The organism is Variovorax nivicola (assembly GCF_051216475.1).
Taxonomy (GTDB): domain Bacteria; phylum Pseudomonadota; class Gammaproteobacteria; order Burkholderiales; family Burkholderiaceae_C; genus Variovorax.
The window spans coordinates 174,804-197,766 of the sequence record NZ_JBPJZK010000007.1; the positions used below are offsets into that span (position 1 = coordinate 174,804).

22 protein-coding genes are annotated in these 22,963 nt (G+C 65.4%); 18 read left to right on the forward strand and 4 right to left on the reverse strand.

Annotated elements, in window-relative coordinates; all coding sequences use genetic code 11:
* Nucleotides 1–47 precede the first annotated feature (47 nt).
* Entirely contained in the window at nucleotides 48–797 is a 750-nt protein-coding gene (yihA, locus tag ACSFBF_RS26085) for a ribosome biogenesis GTP-binding protein YihA/YsxC (RefSeq protein WP_435472114.1), read from the reverse strand.
* Between the two features lie 72 nt (nucleotides 798–869).
* On the opposite strand from yihA, the gene ACSFBF_RS26090 reads away from it, so the two are divergent.
* From ACSFBF_RS26090 to ACSFBF_RS26110, 5 genes are all read left to right on the forward strand, one after another.
* On the forward strand, nucleotides 870–1,550 hold the full coding sequence (locus ACSFBF_RS26090; protein WP_435472116.1) for a c-type cytochrome: 681 nt from the start codon (nucleotides 870–872) through the stop codon (nucleotides 1,548–1,550).
* Nucleotides 1,551–1,669: 119 nt separating this feature from the next.
* Nucleotides 1,670–3,850: a cytochrome c biogenesis protein ResB gene (locus tag ACSFBF_RS26095; protein ID WP_435472118.1), complete on the forward strand. Its 2,181-nt coding sequence runs from the start codon at nucleotides 1,670–1,672 to the stop codon at nucleotides 3,848–3,850.
* Nucleotides 3,847–5,163: a c-type cytochrome biogenesis protein CcsB gene (ccsB, locus tag ACSFBF_RS26100; protein WP_435472120.1), complete on the forward strand. Its 1,317-nt coding sequence runs from the start codon at nucleotides 3,847–3,849 to the stop codon at nucleotides 5,161–5,163. The genes ACSFBF_RS26095 and ccsB overlap by 4 nt, the downstream gene beginning before the upstream one ends.
* A 116-nt stretch (nucleotides 5,164–5,279) precedes the next feature.
* Nucleotides 5,280–6,308, forward strand: coding sequence for a protein-methionine-sulfoxide reductase catalytic subunit MsrP (gene msrP, locus ACSFBF_RS26105; protein WP_435472122.1), 1,029 nt, complete (start codon nucleotides 5,280–5,282; stop codon nucleotides 6,306–6,308).
* Between the two features lie 28 nt (nucleotides 6,309–6,336).
* Nucleotides 6,337–7,002, forward strand: a complete 666-nt coding sequence (locus tag ACSFBF_RS26110) for a protein-methionine-sulfoxide reductase heme-binding subunit MsrQ (RefSeq protein ID WP_435472124.1) — start codon at nucleotides 6,337–6,339, stop codon at nucleotides 7,000–7,002.
* Nucleotides 7,003–7,012: 10 nt separating this feature from the next.
* Here the strand turns inward: ACSFBF_RS26110 and lysA are convergent, their stop codons facing one another.
* Together lysA and lptM are read right to left on the reverse strand one after the other, a co-directional pair.
* Nucleotides 7,013–8,287, reverse strand: a complete 1,275-nt coding sequence (gene lysA / locus ACSFBF_RS26115) for a diaminopimelate decarboxylase (protein WP_435472373.1) — start codon at nucleotides 8,285–8,287, stop codon at nucleotides 7,013–7,015.
* 8 nt (nucleotides 8,288–8,295) lie between these two features.
* Nucleotides 8,296–8,559, reverse strand: coding sequence for an LPS translocon maturation chaperone LptM (gene lptM / locus ACSFBF_RS26120; protein ID WP_435459015.1), 264 nt, complete (start codon nucleotides 8,557–8,559; stop codon nucleotides 8,296–8,298).
* Nucleotides 8,560–8,595: 36 nt separating this feature from the next.
* Between lptM and cyaY the strand changes: the two genes are divergently transcribed.
* Nucleotides 8,596–8,928, forward strand: coding sequence for an iron donor protein CyaY (gene cyaY / locus ACSFBF_RS26125; RefSeq protein ID WP_435472126.1), 333 nt, complete (start codon nucleotides 8,596–8,598; stop codon nucleotides 8,926–8,928).
* Between the two features lie 16 nt (nucleotides 8,929–8,944).
* Here cyaY and ACSFBF_RS26130 read toward each other — a convergent pair whose 3' ends face one another.
* The gene (locus ACSFBF_RS26130) at nucleotides 8,945–11,353 is read right to left on the reverse strand and encodes a penicillin-binding protein 1A (RefSeq protein WP_435472128.1); all 2,409 of its coding nucleotides are present in this window, start codon (nucleotides 11,351–11,353) and stop codon (nucleotides 8,945–8,947) included.
* 239 nt (nucleotides 11,354–11,592) lie between these two features.
* Here ACSFBF_RS26130 and ACSFBF_RS26135 point away from each other — a divergent pair, with 239 nt between their 5' ends.
* Genes ACSFBF_RS26135 through ACSFBF_RS26190 form a run of 12 tightly spaced genes read left to right on the forward strand, consistent with a single transcriptional unit; the run spans nucleotide 11,593 to nucleotide 22,943 of the window.
* Nucleotides 11,593–12,672, forward strand: coding sequence for a pilus assembly protein PilM (locus ACSFBF_RS26135; protein WP_435472375.1), 1,080 nt, complete (start codon nucleotides 11,593–11,595; stop codon nucleotides 12,670–12,672).
* Nucleotides 12,669–13,289: a PilN domain-containing protein gene (locus tag ACSFBF_RS26140; protein ID WP_258350982.1), complete on the forward strand. Its 621-nt coding sequence runs from the start codon at nucleotides 12,669–12,671 to the stop codon at nucleotides 13,287–13,289. Before ACSFBF_RS26135 ends, ACSFBF_RS26140 begins: the two co-directional genes overlap by 4 nt.
* Before the next feature lie 6 nt (nucleotides 13,290–13,295).
* Nucleotides 13,296–13,973: a type IV pilus inner membrane component PilO gene (locus tag ACSFBF_RS26145; protein ID WP_435472130.1), complete on the forward strand. Its 678-nt coding sequence runs from the start codon at nucleotides 13,296–13,298 to the stop codon at nucleotides 13,971–13,973.
* The gene (locus ACSFBF_RS26150) at nucleotides 13,970–14,509 is read left to right on the forward strand and encodes a pilus assembly protein PilP (protein ID WP_435472132.1); all 540 of its coding nucleotides are present in this window, start codon (nucleotides 13,970–13,972) and stop codon (nucleotides 14,507–14,509) included. Before ACSFBF_RS26145 ends, ACSFBF_RS26150 begins: the two co-directional genes overlap by 4 nt.
* The gene (locus tag ACSFBF_RS26155) at nucleotides 14,506–16,653 is read left to right on the forward strand and encodes a type IV pilus secretin PilQ (protein ID WP_435472134.1); all 2,148 of its coding nucleotides are present in this window, start codon (nucleotides 14,506–14,508) and stop codon (nucleotides 16,651–16,653) included. Before ACSFBF_RS26150 ends, ACSFBF_RS26155 begins: the two co-directional genes overlap by 4 nt.
* 23 nt (nucleotides 16,654–16,676) lie before the next feature.
* Nucleotides 16,677–17,225: a shikimate kinase gene (locus ACSFBF_RS26160; RefSeq protein ID WP_435472136.1), complete on the forward strand. Its 549-nt coding sequence runs from the start codon at nucleotides 16,677–16,679 to the stop codon at nucleotides 17,223–17,225.
* Between the two features lie 35 nt (nucleotides 17,226–17,260).
* Complete coding sequence (gene aroB, locus ACSFBF_RS26165) at nucleotides 17,261–18,370, forward strand: 3-dehydroquinate synthase (RefSeq protein WP_435472138.1); 1,110 nt, start codon at nucleotides 17,261–17,263, stop codon at nucleotides 18,368–18,370.
* Nucleotides 18,367–19,497 carry a deoxyguanosinetriphosphate triphosphohydrolase gene (locus ACSFBF_RS26170; protein WP_435472377.1) on the forward strand — a complete coding sequence of 377 codons (1,131 nt, stop codon included), beginning with the start codon at nucleotides 18,367–18,369 and terminating at the stop codon, nucleotides 19,495–19,497. Before aroB ends, ACSFBF_RS26170 begins: the two co-directional genes overlap by 4 nt.
* Nucleotides 19,494–20,753, forward strand: coding sequence for an MFS transporter (locus ACSFBF_RS26175; protein WP_435472140.1), 1,260 nt, complete (start codon nucleotides 19,494–19,496; stop codon nucleotides 20,751–20,753). The genes ACSFBF_RS26170 and ACSFBF_RS26175 overlap by 4 nt, the downstream gene beginning before the upstream one ends.
* Entirely contained in the window at nucleotides 20,750–21,325 is a 576-nt protein-coding gene (locus tag ACSFBF_RS26180) for a DUF1415 domain-containing protein (RefSeq protein WP_435472142.1), read from the forward strand. The genes ACSFBF_RS26175 and ACSFBF_RS26180 overlap by 4 nt, the downstream gene beginning before the upstream one ends.
* Nucleotides 21,322–22,215, forward strand: coding sequence for a class I SAM-dependent methyltransferase (locus ACSFBF_RS26185; RefSeq protein WP_435472144.1), 894 nt, complete (start codon nucleotides 21,322–21,324; stop codon nucleotides 22,213–22,215). Before ACSFBF_RS26180 ends, ACSFBF_RS26185 begins: the two co-directional genes overlap by 4 nt.
* A gap of 32 nt (nucleotides 22,216–22,247) precedes the next feature.
* Complete coding sequence (locus ACSFBF_RS26190; RefSeq protein WP_435472146.1) at nucleotides 22,248–22,943, forward strand: transposase; 696 nt, start codon at nucleotides 22,248–22,250, stop codon at nucleotides 22,941–22,943.
* Nucleotides 22,944–22,963: the final 20 nt, after the last annotated feature.

Consider the following 22,963-nt stretch of genomic DNA (forward strand, 5'->3'; position numbering starts at 1 on the left):
GATAGTGAACTGCGCAGATGGGACGGTCGGTACAGCCTGTTTTTTGATCAGGCCTCTTCTGGCTCAGCCGGCGGCTCCGGCGGCGTTGCCGGTGCGGCAGCCCCATCCGGATGCACCCAGCGCCACAGCAGTTCGGCTGCTTCGCCAACGCCCTGCTTCTTCAAAGCCGAGAACAGTTTCACCTCGCCGCCGCCGGCGTTCAGTCGCGTAATGGACAGCACCTTGGCGGCTTCGCTGCGCGTGAGCTTGTCGGATTTGGTCAGCAGCACGAGGAACTTGAGGCCCTGTTCCACGCGCGGGCGGATCACGTCGAGCAGGATCTCGTCGAGTTCGGTCAGGCCGTGGCGCGGATCGCACATGAGCACCACGCCGCGCAGGCTTTCGCGCGTCATCAGGTAGTTGCCCATCACGCGCTGCCAGCGCAGCTTGGCTTCGCGCGGCACGGCCGCATAGCCGTAGCCGGGCAGGTCGGCCAGCACTGCGTCGTCGACCTTCTGCTTGCCTATGCCGAACAGGTTGATGTGCTGCGTGCGGCCCGGCGTCTTGGAGGCGAAGGCCAGGCGTGTCTGTTGCGTGAGGGTGTTGATGGCGGTCGACTTGCCTGCGTTGGAGCGGCCGACGAAGGCAATCTCGGGCAGGTCGACAGGGGGCAGATGCTCCAGCTGGGGGGCGCTGGTGAGGAAGTGGGCGGTGTGCAACCAGCCGAGCGCAACGCGCTCGCGTTCAGCGACCTGGGGGTCCGCGGCGGGGGCCGCGCGGGGAGGATAGGCAGCGGGCTTGGCGCGCGGGGAGGGCATCTACGGACTTTCGAAACAAGACCCACATTGTAGAATCGTGAGGTTTTGCGCCATAAATTCGAAGCCCCCGATATGAAGTTGTTTGCCAATATTCTGCTTGCAGCCCTCGTGGGCATCGCAGCCAGCGCGAGTTTTGCAGCCGATGAACACGCGGCTGCTCCGGCCGCGGCGCCTGCAAAACCGGCCAAGCCGGACCCCGCCAAGGGGGACACGCTGTTCAATGCGAGCACTCCAACGGTCCAGAGTTGCGCCTCGTGCCACAACGCCGACGGCAACTCGACCATCGCGGCCAATCCCAAGCTGGCGCAACAGCACCCCGAATACATCCTCAAGCAGCTGGAAGACTTCAAGTCCGGCAAGCGCAAGAACAGCGTCATGAGCCCCATGGCCTCGAACCTCAGCGACCAGGACATGCGCGACATCGCCTGGTTCGTGGCCTCGAAGAAGGTCAAGACCGGCTTCTCGAAGAGCAAGGACACCGTGGCCCTGGGCGAGAAGATCTACCGCGGCGGTATCGGTGAGCGCTCCATCCCCGCCTGCGCCGGCTGCCACAGCCCCAACGGCGCCGGCTTGCCCGCTCAATACCCGCGCCTGGGCGGCCAGAACGCCGACTACACCGTGGCCCAGCTCAAGGCCTTCCGCGGCGACGGCACCCCCGTGCGCACCAACAGCGGCCCCATGACCGGCGTTGCTGCCAAGCTCAACGACCGCGAAATTGCCGCCGTGGCGGACTACATCGCCGGCTTGCGCTGATGTCGATGCGCTCCAGAGCGTGAACTAACCGCCGACAACAACCCCAAACAAAGGGCGGGCCGATCCAGCAGGATGGCCCGCCTTTTTGCTTTTTTCCCTTCTTCCCTTACCTTCGCCCGATGTCCGTCTCCACCCATGGCCTTCGCGTTCATCGCGGCCCGCAGATGCTTCGCGCTGCGGTGGAGCTGTTTTCGTCGATGCGCTTCGCGATCGCGCTGCTCACCATCATCTGCATTGCGTCGATCATCGGCACCGTGCTCAAGCAGCACGAACCGATCAACAACTACATCAACCAGTTCGGGCCGTTCTGGGCCGAGCTGTTCCGCGCAGCGCGGCTCGACTCCATTTACAGCGCCTGGTGGTTCCTGCTGATCCTGCTGTTCCTCGTGATCAGCACCACGCTGTGCATCGCGCGCAACACGCCGCGCATTTTGGTCGACCTCAAGACCTTCAAGGAAGACATCCGTGCGCAGAGCCTGAAGGCGTTTGGCCAGCGCGCGGAAAATCGGCTCGGCGAAACGCCCGAAGCAGCGGCCAACCGCATCGGGCAACTGCTGGTGAGCGGCGGCTGGAAGGTCAAGCTGCAACAGCGCGAGGCCGTCGACGGCAGCCGGCCGACTTCCGCGGGCTGGATGGTCGCAGCGCGCGCCGGCGGCGCCCACAAGCTCGGCTACATCGCGGCCCACAGCGCGATCGTGCTGGTGTGCATCGGCGGCCTGCTCGACGGCGACCTCGTGGTGCGTGCGCAGACCTGGTTCAACGGCAAGAGCGTGTTCACCGGCGGTGGCATGATCGCCGACGTGGCGCCGGAGCACCGACTGTCCGCCAGCAACCCGACCTTCCGCGGCAACATCCTCGTGCCCGAAGGCGGGCAGGGCAGCGTGGCCATCCTGAACCAGTCCGATGGCGTGCTGCTGCAGGAACTGCCGTTCTCCATCGAGCTGAAGAAGTTCATCGTCGACTACTACTCGACCGGCATGCCCAAGCTCTTTGCGAGCGAGGTGGTGCTGCACGACCGCGAGACAGGCGAGCAGGTGCCCGCGCGCATCGAGGTCAACCACCCGGCCAGCTACAAGGGCGTGGAGATCTACCAGTCGAGCTTCGACGACGGCGGCTCCAAGGTGAAGCTCAAGGCAGTGCCGATGGCCGCCGCTGCCAAGTCCTTCGAGGTGGAAGGCATCATCGGTGGCCCGAGCACCGAGATCACCAACGGCAAGGACAAGCTCACGCTCGAGTATGCAGCGCTGCGCGTGATCAACGTCGAGAACTTCGCCGACGCCGGTGCCATGAGCAGCGGCGCCGATGTGCGCAAGGTCGACCTGCGCCACGACATCGAATCGCGCCTGGGCGCCGCCAACAAGACCAACAAGCCGAAGGTGCTGCGCAACATCGGCCCGAGCATCGGCTACAAGCTGCGCGACGCTGCCGGCCAGGCGCGCGAGTACCAGAACTACATGGTGCCGGTCGACACCGGCGACGGCCAGCCGGTGTTCCTGCTCGGCATGCGCGAGAAGCCCGAAGACCCGTTCCGATACCTGCGCGTGCCGGCCGACGAGCAGGGTTCCATGGACGGTTTCGTGCGCATGCGCGCCGCACTCGGCGACGCCGACACCCGCGCGCGTGCCATCGAGCGCTACATCGCCAAGGCCTCCGACCCCAAGCGCCCCGAAATGGCCGAGCAGCTGCGCGTGTCGGCCGCGCGCGCGCTGGCGCTGTTCGCAGGCAGCGAGCGCGCCAAGGCCGACGCCGCCACGGTGGGTGGCTGGCAGGCGATTGCCGAGTTCATGGAAGTCAACGTGCCCGAGGCCGAGCGCGAGCGCGCCGGCGGCGTGCTGGTGCGCATCCTGAACGACGTGCTGTTCGAAGTGCTCAACCTGAGCCGCGAAGGCGCCGGCCTGGCCGCGCTGCCGAACGACGAGAAGTCGCAGGCCTACCTGACGCAGGCCGTGCTGGCCATCAGCGACGCACACTTCTACCCGGCCCCGGTCGCGATGATGATGACCGACTTCACCCAGGTGCAGGCCAGCGTGTTCCAGGTGGCGCGCGCCCCTGGCAAGAACGTCGTCTATCTGGGCTGTCTGTTGCTGATCATCGGGATTTTTGCCATGCTGTACGTGCGTGAGCGGCGCCTCTGGGTGTGGCTGACGCCCGATGGCAACGGGACCGACGGCGACAAATTGGAGACAGCCGCCACGATGGCGTTCTCGGTCAATCGCAAGACCATGGACAGCGACCGCGAATTCGAGCATCTCAAGCACAAGCTGCTCGCCCTGAACAAGACAGAACCCGAGACACCATGAACACCACGACCCTCACGCTCAATGAAAGCTGGCTCTCGCGCCGCAACCTGTTCGACTGGGTGTTCGCGGCGCTGGTGCTGGCCGGCGGCTTGTTCGCCTTCGCGCGCTATGCGGAGTCGATGGACTACTACGAGAAGCCGATCCTCGCCGCCGCGGTGATAGCGATGATCTCCATCGGCTGGTTCTGGCGGCCGCTGCGCGTGCTGGCCATCGTGGTGGCCGCGGCGTCGCTGCTGGCCATTGCGTCGTACCAGGGCGACCTGGCGCGTGCCGACACGGTGTTCTGGCTCAAGTACTTTTTGTCGAGCCAATCGGCCATCCTCTGGATGAGCGTGTTGTTCTTCATGGGCACTCTGTTCTACTGGCTCGGCTTCTTCGGCGGCAAGCAGTCGGACACCTTCGATGCGATCGGCTCACGCCTGACCTGGGCGGCCGTGACGATGGCGCTGATTGGCACCATGGTGCGCTGGTACGAAAGCCACCTGCTCGGCCCGGACATCGGCCACATTCCGGTCAGCAACCTGTACGAAGTGTTCGTGCTGTTCTGCTGGCTGACGGCCGCGTTCTACCTCTACTTCGAAGAGCGCTACAACACACGCGCGCTCGGCGCCTTCGTGATGCTGGTCGTCAGCGCGGCGGTGGGCTTCCTGCTCTGGTACACGATCGTGCGCGAGGCGCATGAAATCCAGCCGCTGGTGCCTGCGCTGCAGAGCTGGTGGATGAAGCTGCACGTGCCGGCCAACTTCATCGGCTATGGCACTTTCGCGTTGTCGGCCATGGTCGCCTTCGCGTATCTCATCAAGGAGCAGGCCAACGAGACGCGCTGGTACAAGCTCACGCCGATCTGGCTGCTGGGCGTGGCGCTGTGCTTCGTGCCGGTGGCGTTCCGCCAGCGCGTGCAGGAAGCTGGCGGCAGCTATTGGGTGGTCTATGCGGGCATCTCGGCGCTGATTGCGGCGGGCATCCTGCTGGGGCGCAAGCGCATCGCGGCGCGCCTGCCGGCCAACGACGTGCTCGACGACGTCATGTACAAGTCGATCACCGTCGGCTTCGCCTTCTTCACCATCGCCACCGTGCTCGGAGCCCTGTGGGCCGCCGATGCCTGGGGCGGCTACTGGAGCTGGGACCCGAAGGAAACCTGGGCGCTGATCGTCTGGCTCAACTACGCGGCCTGGCTGCACATGCGGCTCGTGAAGGGCCTGCGCGGCACCGTGGCAGCGTGGTGGGCGCTGGGCGGGCTGGCGGTCACCACTTTTGCCTTTCTCGGCGTGAACATGTTCCTGAGCGGACTGCACAGCTACGGCACGCTGTAGACGCAGGCTTGCGGTCTTTCGCGAAGAATTGAAACCGCGCGCCTCGATGGCGCGTAACCAAATCAGGGTTGCTCACGAACTACCCTGAGCACAACGATTCACGCGAAAGGCCTGTCATGTCGTTCCATTCCCGCCCGATCCGTCGCAACAGCAGCAGCCAAGGCGACAACGGCTTCACCCACCCGCTGTCGAGCGAGATCACGCCGCGCGCCGCCTACGAAAGCCGGCGCGACCTGCTGAAGCTCATGGCCGGCGGCGTAGCGGGGGCGGCGCTGGCCGGTTTTGCCGCGCGCGAAGCCTGGGCACAGGCCGATCGCCCCAACAAGCTCGCGCCGCTGCCGGGAGCCAAGTCGGCGGTGCCAGGCGCCATGTCGATGGAAAAGCTCACCGACTACAAGGACGCGTCGACCTACAACAACTACTACGAGTTCGGCACCGACAAGGCCGATCCGGCCAAGAACGCCGGCACGCTGAAGACGCGGCCGTGGACCGTGGAGGTCGAAGGGCTGGTCAAGAAGCCGGGCAAGTACGGCATTGAAGACCTGCTCAAGCTCAGCGCCCAGGAAGAGCGCATCTACCGCCTGCGCTGTGTCGAAGGCTGGTCGATGGTCATTCCGTGGGTTGGCTATTCGCTGGCCGAGCTGATCAAGAAGGTCGAGCCGCAGGGCAATGCCAAGTTCGTCGAGTTCGTGACGCTGGCCGACCCCAAGACCATGCCCTTCGTGGGCTCGCGCGTGCTCGACTGGCCCTATACCGAAGGCCTGCGCATGGACGAGGCGATGCACCCGCTCACGCTGCTTGCCTTCGGCATGTACGGCGAGGTGCTGCCCAACCAGAACGGCGCGCCGGTGCGCCTGGTGGTGCCGTGGAAGTATGGCTTCAAGTCGGCCAAGTCCATCGTGAAGATCCGCTTCGTCGAGAAGGAGCCGAGCACTGCCTGGAACAAGGCCGCGGCCAACGAATACGGCTTCTATTCGAACGTGAACCCCAACGTCGACCATCCGCGCTGGAGCCAGGCCACCGAGCGCCGCATCGGCGACGGCGGCGGCCTGTTCGCCAAGCGGCGCAAGACGGAGATGTTCAACGGCTACGAAGCCCAGGTCGGCCAGCTCTATGCGGGCATGGACCTGAAGAAGAACTACTGAGCCTGCTTCTGCACACGGCCATCGCTCCATGAACAAGCTGCTCATGCATCCGGCGACCAAGCCGGTCATCTTCCTGCTGTGCCTGCTGCCGTTCGCGCGGCTGACGTACGGTGCGTTCACGGACGGGCTCGGCGCCAACCCCGCCGAGTTCCTGATTCGCGCCACGGGCGACTGGACGCTGCGCTTCATCTGCATCGTGCTGGCGGTAACGCCGCTGCGCGTGATCAGCAAATGGAACGCGCTGGCGCGCTACCGCCGCATGCTGGGCCTGTTCGCGTATTTCTACGTGGTGCTGCACCTGCTGTGCTACAGCTGGTTCGACATGGGCTTCGAGTGGGTCGACATCGCCAAGGACATCGCGAAGCGGCCGTTCATCCTGGTGGGCTTCTCGGCCTTCGTGCTGCTGACGCCGCTGGCGGCCACGTCGTTCAATCGCGCGATCAAGGCGATGGGCGCGAAGCGCTGGCAGATGCTGCACAAGCTGGTCTACGTGATCTCGGGTCTGGGCCTGCTGCACTTCTTCTGGATGCGCGCTGGCAAGAACAACTTCGCCGAAGTGTTCATCTACGTTGCGATCATCGGGGTGCTGCTTGCGTGGCGCGTGTGGAATTTTGCGAGCAAGCGCAAGGCGAAGCCGGCAGCAGGGGCAACAGGCGCGGTGCGCAACAGCGAGAAGCCGCTGCGCACCAACTGACGGACGGCAATCAGCCGTCGATCTCGCTGCGCAGCTGGTCTTCCATCGTCTCGCGACGGCGGATCAGCTTGGCGCCGGCGCCGCTCACCAGCACCTCGGCAGCGCGGCCGCGCGTGTTGTAGTTGCTGGACATGCTCATGCAGTACGCACCCGCCGAGAGCACGGCCAGCAGGTCGCCCGCCACCACGTTGAGTGCGCGGTCGCGGCCGATCCAGTCGCCGCTTTCACAAACAGGGCCGACCACGTCGTAGGTCGGTGCGTCGCCGGCGCGCGTGCGAACCGGCACGATGCGCTGGAAGGCCTGGTACATCGCGGGGCGCGGCAAGTCGTTCATGGCCGCGTCGACGATGCAGAAGTTCTTGTCTTCGCCCGGCTTGGTGTAGAGCACCTCGGTCACGCACACGCCGGCATTGCCAACCAGCGAGCGGCCGGGCTCGATCACCAGCTTGCGCTGGCCGAAGCCGCGCGCGTCGAGCTTGGCGAGCAGCTGCTGCCACAGTGCATCGGCCTTGGGCGGCACTTCGCCGTTGTAGTCGATGCCCAAGCCGCCGCCGAAGTCCAGGTGGTAGACCGGCACGCCGGCCGCTTCGATGGCCTCGACCAGATCGAGCACGCGATCGCAGGCGTCGAGGTAGGGCGAGGCTTCGGTGATCTGCGAGCCGATGTGGCAGTCGATACCGACCACTTCCAGGCCCGGTAGCCTTGCAGCATGCCGGTAGGCTTCGACCGCGCGATCGTGCGCGATGCCGAACTTGTTGCCCTTGAGGCCGGTGGAGATGTACGGATGCGTCTTGGGGTCGACGTTCGGATTGATGCGAATGCTGATGGGCGCGCGCTTGCCTTCGGCCACCGCCACTTCGTTGAGCACGTCGAGCTCGGCTTCGCTCTCGATGTTGAAGCAGGCGATGCCGGCGGCGAGCGCCTCGCGCATTTCCGCGCGGGTCTTGCCGACGCCCGAGAAGATGATCTTCTTCGGATCTGCGCCGACGGCCAGCACGCGAGCCAGTTCGCCGCCGGAGACGATGTCGAAGCCGCAGCCGGCTTCCGCGAACACGCGCAGTACGCCGAGCGACGAGTTGGCCTTCATTGCGTAGCAGATGAGGGCGTCACGGCCTTCGAAGCCGCGCTGGTACGCGGCAAGGGCGTCCAGCATCCACTGCTTCGAGTAGACGAAAAGAGGGGTGCCGTGCTCGCGGGCCAGCGCGTCGAGCGCAACGCCTTCGACGTGCAGCGCGCCGTCGCGTTCCGCGATGTGCGGCTGGCCGGGCAGAACGGGGGATGTGATACCGGAGCTCACTTGCGCGGTTCCGTGCTGTTGCTGGCCGGTGCGCTGGCAGCGGCGGCCGGCGCACTGGCGGCAGCCGCTGGTGCGGGCGCCGCCTCGCTGGAGGACGATGATCGCAAGCTTTCGGGCGTCATCAGCTGCGGCAACGTGGCTCGTCCGGCAGCGGCAGGATCGGTCGGCAGGTACAGCGCACCGCGCTGTCCGCAAGCAACCAGACCGGCGGCGCCTGCGACGAGGCAGACCATGAGCGCAGCGCGGGCGCGGGTGCTCACTAGAATTTGGCGAACGTTCAACATAGCGAAATTGTAATGACCGACACCGAGTACATGGACCGCGCCGAAGTCGCGCTCGCCGCCATCGAGCAGGGCTGCGACCGCATCAACGATGCGACTGACGCCGATATCGACAACCAGAGGGTGGGCGGGATGATCACGATTTCATTCCGCAACGGCAGTCAGTTGATCGTGAATCTGCAAAAGCCCCTGCAGGAAATCTGGCTTGCCGCGCGCTCTGGCGGCTACCACTATCGGCACAACGGCCAAGTCTGGGTCGATACCAAGACCGGGGAAGAATTCTTCGGCAACCTGTCGCGCGAAGCGACCCAGCAGGCGGGCCAGCCGCTGGCATTCGCGGCCGCCTGAGTTTTCGTCTCCGTCGTCAGTTGCGGAAAAGATCGAGGATGCGGTTGCGCTCCTCGGGCGGGGCCGGCGGGCTCACCGGGGCGCCGGTCAGAGCTTCCGCTGGCGCCGCAGGCGTGGACTCCACGCCCAGGCTTGCCACGCCGCGTCCCGGCGCGTAGTCGTCGTAGTACCACTCGCCGCCGACGCTCACGATGCCTGAAGGCGGGTTGGCCGACAGCTCGGTCACCGGCACACCCTTGATGGCGGTTTCCATGTAGGTGATCCAGATCGGCAGGCTCAGGCCGCCGCCGGTTTCGCGGTCGCCCAGGTTGCGCGGTGTGTCGTAGCCGATCCAGGAGATGGCTGTCATGGTCGGCTGGAAGCCGGCGAACCAGGCATCGAGCGAGTCGTTGGTGGTGCCGGTCTTGCCGTAGAGGTCGGGCCGCTTGAGCATGGCCTGCGCCTTGGCAGCGGTGCCGGCGCGGGCCACGGAATTCAGCAGCGTGTCCATGATGAAGGCGTTGCGCTGGGGAATGGCGCGCAGCGACTCGTTGAGCAGCGGCGGTTGCTTGTCGACCAGCACCTTGTCCTTGTGGTCGGTGATGCGGGTCACGAGGTACGGATTGACGCGGTAGCCGCCGTTGGCGAACACCGAGTAGCCCACTGCCATCTGCATCGGCGTGACCGAGCCCGCGCCGAGCGCCATCGGCAGATAGGCCGGGTGCTTGTCCTTGTCGAAGCCGAAGTTGGTGATCCACTCCTGCGCGTAGCGCGTGCCGATGGACTGCAGGATGCGGATCGACACAAGGTTCTTCGACTTCATCAGCGCGGTGCGCATCGACATCGGACCGTCGTAGCCGCCGCCGTAGTTCTTGGGCTCCCAGGGCTGGCCGCCGGTGGTGCCGGCATCGAAGAAGAGCGGGCCGTCGTTGATGACGGTGGCAGGGGTGAAGCCCTTTTCGAGCGCCGCGGAGTAGATGAAAGGCTTGAAGCTTGAGCCCGGCTGGCGCCAGGCCTGCGTCACGTGGTTGAACTTGTTCTTGCCGAAATCGAAGCCGCCGACCAGCGCCTTGATGGCGCCATCGCGCGGATCCATGGCGACGAAGGCGCCTTCCACCTCGGGCAGTTGCGTGATTTCCCAGGTGTTCTTGAGGGTCTTCACCACACGGATGACTGCGCCGCGGCGGATCTTGATGTTGGGTGGAGCCTTGTCGGAGAGGCCGGACTGCGCGGGCTTGAGGCCGTCGCCGGTGATCTGTACAGGGTCGCCGTTGCCGCGCACGGCGTCGATCTGCTTGGGCGTGGCCTTGAGCACGACCGCCGCCATCACGTCACCGTTGTCGGGGTGGTCGCTGAGCGCGTCGTCGACTGCTTCGTCGAGTTCCTTGGCGTCGTTCGGCAGATCGACGAACTTCTCGGGGCCGCGATAGATCTGGCGGCGCTCGTAGTCCATGATGCCCTTGCGCAGCGCCTTGTAGGCAGCCGCCTGGTCGGCCGCGACCAGCGAGGTGTAGACCTTCAGGCCGCGCGTATAGGTGCTGTCGCCGTACTGGGCGTACATCAGCTGGCGCACGGTTTCCGCGACGTACTCTGCATGCAGGCGGTTCGGGTCGGCGGCATCGCGCAGATGCAGTTCTTCCTTCTTGGCTTCGGAGGCCTGTTCGGCGGTGATGAAGCCGGCTTCCTGCATGCGGTCGATCACATAGAACTGGCGGCCGCGCGCACGCTGCGGGTTGTTGACCGGGTTGTTCGCGCCCGGCGCCTTCGGCAGGCCGGCCAGCATGGCGGCCTGTGCGATCGTGAGTTCTTGCAGCGGCTTGCCGAAATATGCCTCGGAGGCGGCGGCGAAGCCGTAGGCGCGGTTGCCGAGATAGATCTGGTTCAGGTAGATCTCGAAGATCTGATCCTTGGTGAGCAGGTGCTCCAGCTTGAAGGTCAGCAGCACCTCGTAGATCTTGCGGGTGAGCGTCTTCTCCGAGCTCAGGTAGACGTTGCGCGCCACCTGCATCGTGATGGTCGACGCGCCTTGGCTCTTCACGCGGTTCATGTTGGCCAGACCCGCGCGCACCATGCCCTTGTAGTCGACGCCGCCGTGGTCGTAGAAGCGTGCATCTTCGGCCGCGAGCACAGCGTCTTTCACGACCTTGGGAATGGCCGAAATCGGGGTGAGATTGCGGCGTTCTTCGCCGAATTCGCCGATCAGGATGCCTTCAGCCGAAAACACCCGCAGCGGCAGCTTGGGCCGGTAGTCAGAGAGTTCGCTGATGTCCGGCAGGTTCGGATACGCGACGGCAAGAGCCACCGCCACCACGCAAAGCACCGCCAGCACACCGGCCGCGGCAATGCCGAACCCCCAGAAGAAAAAGCGCAAAAGCCATTTCAGCCAGGTCGGGCGCTTGGAGGAAGGGGTCTTGGCTGGCCCTTTGGGGCTTGAAGTTTCTTGCATGAGGGGCCGGAGAGTCACCGGACATTATAAAAAGCCGTCCCCTTTTCACGATCCGATCTTTGCTGCCCTTGCATCGCCCTAATTCAAAAGTTACAAAATGCGGATTTGACGTCAGGTTTTGACAACGCTTCAGGGTTTTGCCCCCCGGAGCTGCTTGGTTGCCGCTACGCCTGCTGCTAGCATGCAACCGAACGCACATTTTTCTATTGGTTACAAATACAGGGGGAGAGGGACCTAACTTGGCTGCTCTTGGATCATTGTTTCGTCGTCAGAACGCTCCCCTGCTTGGGCTGGATGTCAGTTCGTCCAGCGTCAAGCTGGTTGAGCTCGGCCGTGAGGCCAGCGGCAAGCTGGTTCTGGAACGCTGTGCCATCGAGCCCCTGGAACGTGGCTGGATCACTGACGGCAACGTCGAGAAGTTCGACGAGGTGGCGGAAGCCGTCCGGCGCGTTGTCCGCAAGAGCGGCACGCGCACCCGCAATGTGGCGCTTGCACTGCCGCCATCGGCCGTGATCACCAAGAAGATCATTCTTCCGGGCGGCATGAGCGAGCAGGAGCTCGAGATTCAAGTCGAGTCCGAAGCCAACCAGTACATCCCGTTCTCGCTGGACGAAGTCAGTCTCGACTTCTGCGTTACGGGGCCGAGCGCCTCGTCCGCCGGCGACGTGGAGGTACTGATTGCCGCGTCCCGCAAGGAAAAGGTCCAGGATCGCGAAGGTCTGGCGGAAGCCGCCGGCCTGAAGGCGATGATCCTCGATGTCGAGTCTTATGCGTCGCGCTTGGCAACCGCTCGCCTGATCGAGCAACTGCCTGGCAAGGGCGTGGATTCGATCGTGGCGCTCTTCGAAGTGGGCGCCTTCACCACCAGCATGCAGGTGCTGCGCAATCAGGAAGTGCTGTATGACCGCGACCAGGCATTCGGCGGCGCCCAGCTTACGCAACTGATCGTGCGCCAGTACGGTTTTTCCGCCGAAGAAGCCGAAGCCAAGAAGCGCAGCGGCGACTTGCCCGACGACTACGGCTCCGGCGTGCTCAAGCCTTTCGTGGAAAGCATCGCGCAGGAAATCGCGCGTGCGCTCCAGTTCTTCTTCACGAGCACGCCGCACAACCGTGTCGACTACGTGTTGCTTGCGGGTGGATCGGCGTCGCTGCCGGGCCTGACCAACGCCGTGACGCGACAGACCTCGTTCGCCTGCTCGCTCCTGAACCCCTTTGACGGTATGGACTTCAGCTCGAACATCCGCGAGAAGAAGGTTCGCCGCGAGGCGCCGTCCTATCTGACCTCTTGCGGGTTGGCCATGCGGAGGTTCCTGCAGTGATCCTCATCAATCTGCTTCCGCACCGCGAAGCTGCACGCAAGCGGCGGCGCGAGGCTTTCTTTGGCACCTTGGGCGCCGCAGCGGTGCTCGGTCTTCTGATTGCTGGCCTGGGCTATCTCTGGTTCGAGGCCCAGATCGCAGGGCAGCGATCGAAGAACAGCTTCCTCTCGGCCGAGATCAAGAAGCTCGAAGTCGAGATCAAGGAAATCTCGACGTTGCAGGAAGAAATCGCGGCGCTGCGCGCACGCCAGCAGGCTGTCGAAGACCTGCAGGGCGACCGCAACCTGCCTGTGCACCTGCTCAACGAACTGGTCCGGCAACTGCCTGACGGCGTCTACCTGACCAGCATGAAGCAGGACAACCAGACGGTCACGCTGCAAGGCATGGCCCAGTCGAACGAGCGTGTCTCGGAACTGCTGCGCAATCTGGGCAACAACAGCCCCTGGCTCGTGAAGCCGGAGCTGGTCGAAATCACTTCGGCAAACGTGAACCTGAATCCGCGCGACCAGCGCCGTGTTGCGAACTTCACGATGCGCATTGGCCTGAAACGCCCCACCGATGCTCAAAAGGCCGCCGCCGAAAAGGCCCTGGCCGCAACGGCGCAATCCAAGGGGTAACCGATCATGGCAAGCAATCGCCCCTCCCAAAAAATAGATGTCGGCGCTGCGCTGCAGCGTTTCGGCGAACAGTTCCGCGGGCTCAACCCGAACGATCCGTCGATGTGGCCGCCGGTGCCGCGGTATGCACTCTGCCTGGCAGTCACCGCGCTGGTACTGGTTGCCTTGTGGTTCGTCTGGCTGACCAATTCGAACGACGAACTCGAAGGCGAGCGTTCCAAGGAAGTCGCGCTCAAGGCCGATTACCAGAAAAAGGTGGCTCAGGCGGCTAACCTCGAACTGCTGAAGAAGCAGCGCGAACAGGTCCAGCAGTACGTGACCCTGCTCGAGAAGCAGTTGCCCAGCAAGGCTGAAATGGACGCTCTGCTGTCGGACATCAACCAGGCAGGCCTTGGCCGCAGCCTTCAGTTCGAGCTGTTCCGTCCGGGACAGGTGTCGGTCAAGGACTACTACGCCGAGCTTCCGATCGCTGTTCGCGTGACCGGGCGGTACCACGACATGGGTGCCTTCGCAGCCGACGTCGCCGGCCTCTCGCGCATCGTGACGCTGAACAACATCACCGTCACCCCGCAAAAGGACAAGGACGTGCTGACGATGGATGCCACCGCGCGCACCTTCCGCTACCTCGATGATGACGAGCGGGCTGCGCAGAAGCGCGCCGCGGCGCCGAAGGCGAAGAAATGAAGATCGCCGCCAAAGCACTGTGGCTGACGCTGGCCGCGCTGGGGCTGAGCGCCTGCGATTCGGGCCAGGACGACTTGCAACTCTGGATGGCCGAACAGCGCGCCCAGGTGAAGCCCTCGGTGCCGCCCATTTCGGAGCCCAAGAAGTTCACGCCGCAGGCCTACACCGAAGCCTCGTCGTTCGAGCCTTTCAACATCCTGAAGCTGACGCAGGCGCTGCGCCGCGACTCGAACCAGCCGAGCACGTCCGAGTTGATCGCGCCCGAACTGGCGCGCCGCAAGGAGGCGCTCGAAGCCTTCCCGCTCGACTCGATGGCGATGGTCGGCAGCATGAACCGCAACGGCCAGCCAGTGGCGCTGGTCCGTGTCGACAAGCTGCTCTACAAGGTGCGCGTCGGCGAATACCTGGGACTCAACTACGGGCGCATTACCCGTATCAACGAAACCGAAGTCGCCTTGCGTGAAATCGTGCAAGACGCCGCCGGTGAATGGATCGAACGCGTCGCGACGCTGCAGCTGCAAGAGAGTGCGAAATGAACCAAAACAAATCAACGATGGCACAGTGGCTGCGCGCTGCCGGCCTGGGTCTGCTGGCCTTCGGTGCATTGGCCGTGGCCCATGCGCAAAACGCCATCGAGGCCGTGACCAGCTCGACCCAGTCCGGCGCGGAAGTGATCCGCATCGACCTTGCGCAGCCGCTCACCGCGGTGCCCGCCGGGTTTGCCGTGCAAACGCCGGCTCGCATTGCACTCGATTTTCCGGGTGTCACGAACGCCATCGGCCGCTCCGCCATCGAAGTGAACCAGGGCAACCTGCGCTCGGTGAATGTGGTTCAGGCCGGTGAACGCAGCCGGGTGGTGCTGAACCTGAAGCAGGCGACTGCGTACAAGGCCGAGATCCAGGGCAAATCGCTGCTGGTCATTCTCGAGCCGGTGGCCGGTTCGGCGCTTGTCACATCTGCCGCCACGACTTTCGCTGAAAACCGCAACCGGGACATGCTGCCGTTGCGCGACGTCGATTTCCGCCTCGGTGCCGACAGCACAGGTCGCGTCATCGTCGATCTTCCGAACAACCAGGTTGGTGTCGACGTCAAGCAGCAGGGCAAGAACCTCGTCGTGGAGTTCACCAAGTCGACGCTGCCCGAGGGCCTGCGCCGTCGCCTCGATGTGGCCGACTTCGGAACGCCGGTCCAGCTGATCACCTCGCAGCAATCGGGCGACCGCGTCCGCATGACGATCGAGGCCAAGGGCGACTGGGAGCACAGCGCCTACCAGAGCGAGAACCAGTTCGTGGTTGAAGTCCGCGCCCGCAAGGTCGATCCGACCAAGCTGACGCAAGGCGTCGGCTACAACGGCGAGAAGCTGTCGCTCAACTTCCAGAACATTGAAATTCGTTCGCTGTTGCAGGTGATTGCCGACTTCACGAACTTCAACATCGTGACCTCGGACTCGGTGACTGGCGCACTGACGTTGCGGCTGAAGGATGTACCCTGGGACCAAGCTCTCGACATCATCATGCAGGCGAAGAACCTGGGCATGCGCAAGAACGGCAGCGTGCTGTGGATCGCGCCCAAGGATGAAATCAACGCCAAGGAAAAGCTCGAGTTCGAGGCTAAGGCCACGATCGAGAACCTGGAGCCGCTGCGCACCCAGTCGTTCCAGCTCAACTACACCAAGGCGATTGCCATTGCGCAGGGTTTGACGGGCACGGGTGCTTCATCGGGCGGCGGCGGCGGCGGTACGACGACACGTATCCTGAGCCCCCGCGGCAGCGTCATCGCCGAGTCGCGCACCAATCAGCTCTTCGTGTCGGACATCCCGTCGCGCCTGGCCCAGGTGACCGAGCTGATCCAGAAGCTGGACATTCCGGTTCGCCAAGTGCTGATCGAAGCCCGGATCGTCGAAGCGTCCGACACCTTCGGCAAGTCGCTCGGTGTGCGCTTGGGCGGCGGTATCTCCGGTGAGCGTTTTGCATCGTCCGCCGGCAATCGGGCCTACGGCAACGTCGGCGTAATGCCCATCGTCACGGCGGGCGCCAGTGGCGCTGCCAGCACGGCCACCAGCACCTTTACCAATTCCAACTTCATCAACCTCCCGGCAGGCGATGCAGGCGGCACCGGCAACGCGGCAGGCACTTTTGCGATCTCGCTCTTCAATTCGAGCTTCTCGCGCATGCTGAACCTCGAAATCTCGGCGCTCGAAGCTGACGGCAAGGGCAAGCTGGTGTCCAGCCCCCGAGTCATCACGGCCGACCAGACCAAGGCGCTGATCGAGCAGGGTGAAGAAATCCCGTACCAGCAGGCCACGTCCAGCGGCGCCACCTCGATCTCGTTCCGCAAGGCGGTGCTCAAGCTCGAGGTCACGCCGCAGATCACGCCGGAAGGCAACATCATCCTGACGCTGGATGTGAGCAAGGACGCCCGGGGCGTGAATACCTCGGCGGGTCCGGCGATCAACACCAAGCACGTGCAGACCGAGGTGCTGGTGGAGAACGGCGGCACGGTCGTCATCGGTGGTATCTTCGAGCTCACCGAAACCAATGACGAATCGCGCGTGCCGGTGCTGGGTGAAGTGCCCTACCTGGGGGCACTGTTCCGCAAGCGCGAACGCGTTGCCAACAAGACTGAAATGCTCGTCTTTATCACCCCGAAGATGATTACCGACCGCAACGCCGCGCGCTGACGCGCGGGCGTAGCAGCCACCGCGTGGCGGTCGCACTCGTCGGCTTGCCCGGCGCCGGAAAATCCGCAGTGGGCCGGCGTCTGGGGATGCGGCTGGATCTTGCATTCATCGACACCGATCACGTAATCGAGCAGCGCATAGGCTGCTCGATCCGCGATTACTTCGAGCGCGAAGGCGAGGTGGCCTTCCGGGACCTCGAACAAACCGTGATCGCCGACCTGGCGGCCAACGCCCAGGGCGTTCTGGCGACCGGAGGCGGCGCGGTGCTGCGGGAGGCCAACCGCACCCAGTTGCGCGATCACTTCCACGTGATCTACCTGCGCTCTTCTCCCGAAGACCTGTTCCGACGCTTGCGACACGACGTCAAGCGACCCCTGCTGCAGGTGGCCGACCCGCTGGGTCGGCTGCGCGAGTTGCACGATGCGCGCGATCCGTTCTATCGGGAAACCGCCCACGACGTGGTCGATACAGGTCGCCCGTCGATTGCCATGCTGGTGAACATTATCGTGATGCAGCTGGAGCTGGCGGGCGTCGTCGAGCCGGGCGCCCACCCTGAAGAGCCCCCCGCCTGAGCCTGCCTGGGCCGCAGCGCCTAAACTCGCTGCCCATGTCCCTGTCCGTACTTTCCGCCTCGCCAGAACGCGTCGACATCCAGCTCGGCGACCGCAGCTACCCGATCCTGATCGGTGCCGGCCTGCTGGACGACCCCCGGAGCTTTGCCGTCACGCCCGCCGCGGCCACGGCCCTGATCGTCAGCAACACCACGGTGGCGCCGCTTTACGCCAAGGCACTGCAGGCCGCCCTGGCGGGCCGGTTCCGCACGGTTCACCTGCTCGAGCTGCCCGACGGCGAGGTGCACAAGAATCTGCAGACCCTGAACCTGATCTTCGACGACCTGCTGGGCCACGGAAGCGACCGCAAGACCGTGCTGTTCGCCCTGGGCGGCGGCGTGGTGGGCGACATGACCGGCTTCGCCGCCGCCAGCTACATGCGCGGCGTGCCTTTCGTGCAGGTACCGACCACGCTGTTGGCGCAGGTCGATTCCTCGGTCGGCGGCAAGACGGCCATCAATCACCCGCTCGGCAAGAACATGATCGGCGCGTTCTACCAGCCGCAGCTCGTCGTGTGCGATCTGTCCACGCTGCAGACGCTGCCTCCGCGCGAACTGAGCGCTGGCCTGGCCGAAGTCATCAAGTACGGCCCGATCCACGACATGGCATTTTTCGACTGGATCGAGGCGAACATCGACGTCCTCGTTGCAAGAGACCCGGCCGCACTGGCTTACGCCGTCAAGCGCAGCTGCGAGATCAAGGCGCTGGTGGTCGGCCAGGACGAGCGCGAAACCGGCCTGCGCGCGATCCTCAATTTCGGCCACACCTTCGGCCACGCGATCGAATCGGGCCTCGGCTATGGCGAATGGCTGCACGGCGAGGCCGTCGGCTGCGGCATGGTCATGGCGGCGCACCTGTCGCAGCGGCTCGGCGGCGTCGATGTTGCATTCGTCGAGCGGCTCACGCGCCTGATTGAGCGTGCCGGCTTGCCGATCGTCGGCCCTGCGCTGGGCGCCGAACGCTATCTGGAGCTGATGCGCGTCGACAAGAAATCGGAAGCCGGCGAGATCCGCTTCGTGGTGATCGACCGGCCCGGCTCCGCCGTGGTTCGCAGCGCGCCCGACGCGCTGGTGCGCGAAGTGCTCGCGCAGTGCTGCGCGGGATGAGCCTCGCGGCCTATGCCTGCCAGCCCGCGCAGTCGCGCGGCCGTCGGCATGCCGAGCCGCCCGCGCCCACGCGCGATGCCTTCCAGCGCGACCGTGACCGCATCGTGCATTCCACGGCTTTTCGCCGGCTGGTCTACAAGACTCAGGTGTTCCTGAACCACGAGGGCGACCTGTTTCGCACCCGGCTCACGCACTCGCTGGAAGTCGCCCAACTGGGCCGTTCGATTGCCCGGGCCCTGCGCATCAACGAAGACCTGGTCGAGGCGATTGCCCTGGCGCACGACCTGGGCCACACACCCTTCGGCCATGCGGGCCAGGACGCGCTCAACGACTGCATGGCCGGGCACGGCGGCTTCGAACACAACCTGCAGAGCCTGCGCGTGGTCGATGCGCTGGAGCATCGTTATCCGCAGTACGACGGCCTGAATCTCAGCTTCGAGACTCGCGAGGGCATCCTCAAGCATTGCTCGCGCGCGAATGCCGAGCGTCTGGAGGCGGCCGAGCCCAATGGCGTGGCCCGGCGCTTTCTCGACCGCACACAGCCGGGGCTGGAAGCACAGCTGTGCAACCTCGCCGATGCCATCGCCTACAACGCCCACGACATCGACGACGGCGTGCGCTCGGGGCTTATCAGCGTCGAGCAGCTGTCCGAGGTCGAGCTGTTCGAACGCTACCGCCGTGAGGCGCTCGCCGAACATCCGCAGTTGCAGGGCCGCCGTGTGCTCTACGAAACAATCCGGCGCATGCTGAGCGCGCAGGTCTACGACGTGATCGACGCGACGCGCGCGGCGCTCGAAGTCCTTGCGCCAGCCGATGCCGACGCGGTGCGCAAGGCCCCGCCCGTTGTCGCGTTCAGCGGCACCATGCAGGCCCAATCGGAAGACCTGAAGCGCTTTCTCTTCCACAACCTTTACCGGCATCCGCAGGTCACGCAGACCACCGATCAGGCGCGCAACGTGGTGCGGGAGTTGTTCGAGGCCTATCTGGAGCGCAGCGCCGAAATGCCAACGTCCTTCGCCGAGCGCGGCGACAGGCACCGAGCCGTGGCCGACTACATCGCCGGCATGACCGACCGTTTCGCCGTGCGCGAGCACGAGCGGCTCACCGGCCGCCGGGGGATCGCGTGAGTTCCGTCGCAGCACGTCCACGCGTTCCCGCCGCCGCCTTCGCCGTCTTGTTGGGCGGCGTCAGCGGGGCCTTGCATCTGGGCAAGTTGCCGCCCGCAGTGCCGGCGCTGCAGGCATCGCTCGGCATCGGCCTGGTCGAGGCGGGATTCCTGTTGTCGCTTGTGCAGGTTGCGAGCATGACGCTGGGGCTGCTGGTTGGGCTTGCGGCCGACACCATCGGCCTGCGCCGCAGCATGCTGACGGGGCTGATCGTCCTGACGGTCGCGAGCCTGCTGGGTGGCCTGGTCGGCACCGGCGCAGACGGTGGCGCGCACGCCGTGCAATGGCTGCTTCTGCTGCGCGGCATCGAAGGCATCGGCTTCCTGCTGGCGGTCATGCCGGGACCGGGGTTGATTCGCGCCTTGACCCCGCCGGGCGCGGACAAGGCGGCGCTGGGCCTCTGGGGCGCCTACATGCCGCTCGGCGTGGCCCTTGCGCTGCTGCTCGGGCCCGCCCTGATCGCCTGGGGAGGTTGGACGGGCTGGTGGTGGGCGCTGTCGCTCGTTTCGGCCGGCGCGGCGCTCTGGCTGTGGACGGTTGTGCCTGCTGATCGAACCCGCCAAGCAGTGGCAGGTCAGCCCAGCGAGGGCTGGTCGTCGCGCCTGCGCGCCACTGTCGGCGCACGCGCGCCCTGGCTGATCGCGCTTACTTTCGCCGTGTACTCGTCGCAGTGGATGGCCGTGATCGGCTTCCTGCCCGCCATCTATGCCGGCGCGGGCGTGCCGGCTGGCTGGAACGCGGTGCTCACCGCGCTCGCGGCCGCCATGAACATCGTCGGCAATATCGCCGGCGGGCGCTGGCTGCAACGCGGCGTGGCGCCCGAGCGCTTGCTGCAACTCGGTTTCCTGACGATGGCGCTGGGTGGCGTGGCCGCCTTCGCGCAAACAGGGCAGGGCGCCGACGCCCTGGGTCTGCCGCCCGCGCTGCGCTACATCGCCGTCTGCGCGTTCTCGCTGGGCGGCGGTATGGTGCCGGCCACGCTGTTCCTGCTGGGGGTGCGGCTGGCGCCCGGACCCACCACCGTGTCGACGACCGTCGGCCTCATGCAGCAGGCGTCCTCGCTCGGCCAGTTTCTGGCTCCGCCCGCAGTGGCGTGGCTTGCCCATCGCGTCGGCGGCTGGCATTGGACCTGGACGGCCACGCTGGCCTGTTCGCTGGTCGGCATGGCGATCGCGCGGCGACTGGGGCGGATTCGCCCTGCGGCGGAGATGGCATGACCCATCCGACGACAATTGCAGCCTCCCAGGCCGAAGCCGACACGCGGCGCTGGCTTGAGCGCGCAGTGATCGGCCTCAACCTGTGCCCCTTCGCAAAGGCCGTGCATGTGAAGGCGCAGATCCACTACGCCGTGTACGAGCCCGCCGAAGAGGCCGACCTGATGGACGCGCTGCTTGCCGAAGCCAAAGACCTCGCGGCGCTCGACGCCGCCGTGCGCGACACCACACTTCTGATTGCACCGAACACCTTGGCCGACTTCCTGGACTTCAACGACTTCACGGCGCGTGCCGAACGCCGGCTTGCGCGCGCCGGTTTCGACGGCGTGTTCCAGCTGGCGAGCTTTCATCCGCAGTTCCAGTTCGCCGGCACCGAAGCCGACGACATCGGCAACGCCACCAACCGCGCGCCTTACCCCACGCTGCATCTGCTGCGCGAGGACAGCGTGAGCCGCGCGGTCGAGGCGTTCCCCGAGGCCGAGGCCATCTTCGAGCGCAACATCGACACGCTCGAGGCGCTGGGGTCCGATGGCTGGGCGGCGCTCGACGTCGGCCCCGGGAGTGCCAGGCCATGAACACGAAAGCCGCATCGAAACCGGTGACTAAGACGAACAAGGCCGCCAAGGCCGACGCGGAGCTGGCCGAAGCCCTGCGCCCTGGCCAGTCCGTCGAGTTGCTCAAGGAACTGCACATCCTCACCCGCGAGGGCCGGCTCAACCAGGACTCGCGGCGCAAGCTCAAGCAGGTCTACCACCTGTTCCAGTTCATCGAGCAACTGCTGCGCGAGTTGCCGGAAGAGGGCGCAGGCGCCACGCTGGCCGACCATGGCGCGGGCAAGTCGTACCTCGGCTTCATCATCTACGACCTGTTCTTCCGGGCGCGGCAGGGCAGCAGCGGGCATGTCTACGGCATCGAGACGCGCGGCGAACTGGTCGAGCGTTCGCGCGCGCTGGCGCGGCGGCTGGGCTTCGACCGCATGTCGTTCCTGAATCTCACCGTGGCCGAATCGGCGCAGGCGAGCGAACTGCCGGAGCAGATCGACGTGGTCACTGCGCTGCACGCCTGCGACACCGCCACCGATGACGCCATCGCCTTCGGACTGGCCAAGAAGGCGCGCTGCATGGTGCTCGTGCCCTGCTGCCAGGCCGAAGTGGCGGCCTGCCTGCGCGAAACCAAGGCGCTGGCGCTCTCGCGTACACCGCTGGCAGAGCTGTGGCGCCATCCGCTGCATACGCGCGAAATCGGCAGTCAGCTCACCAACGTGCTGCGCTGCCTGTATCTCGAAGCCAACGGTTACAGCGTCACGGTGACCGAACTGGTCGGCTGGGAGCACAGCATGAAGAACGAACTGATCCTGGCGCGCTACACCGGGCAGCGCAAAGCGAGTGCGGCGACTCGGCTGCGCGAGCTGCTGGCGCAGTTCGGGCTCGACACGCTGGGCGACACGCGCTTCCGTCTCGCCTGAACGCCGGCGCGCAACTCGCGTCCGCATACCCCATGGCCCGCCTTCCCCGCCTCACGCTGGCCGACATGCCGCACCACGTGATCCAGCGCGGCAACAACCGTCAGCCGATCTTCGTGGACCGCGCAGACCACGAGAAGCTGCTCGCGCTGCTGGCCGAGAACGCCACGCGCTTCGGCATCGCGCTGCACGCCTATGTGCTGATGGACAACCACTTCCACCTGCTGGCCACGCCCAACAGCACCACCGGCCTGCCCCAGTTCATGCAGTCGGTGGGCCGCAGCTACGTGCGCTATTTCAACGATCGCCATGGCCGCAGCGGCACGCTGTGGGAGGGGCGCTACCGGTCGACGCTGATCCAGACCGACCGCTACCTGCTGACATGCATGGCCTACATCGACCTCAACCCAGTGCGGGCGGGCATGGTGGCCGATGCGCGCGACTTTCCGTGGTCCAGCCACGGCCACTACGCCGGCCTGCGGCACGACCGGCTGCTGACGCCGCATCCGCTGTATTGGGAGCTCGGCAACACGCCGTTCGCGCGGGAGGCCGCGTATGTCGAGTTGGTGCGCGCAGGGGTACGCGCCGCTGACCAGAGCGCGCTGACCGAGGCCACCTTGCGGGGCTGGGCTGCAGGCGACGACGATTTTCTCGATGACCTGCAGAAGTCCACCGACCGCCGCGTGGTCAAAGCCAAGGCCGGCCGGCCGCCCTCGAACAGTTCATCCTGAACTGAAAAGCGGCGCCAATT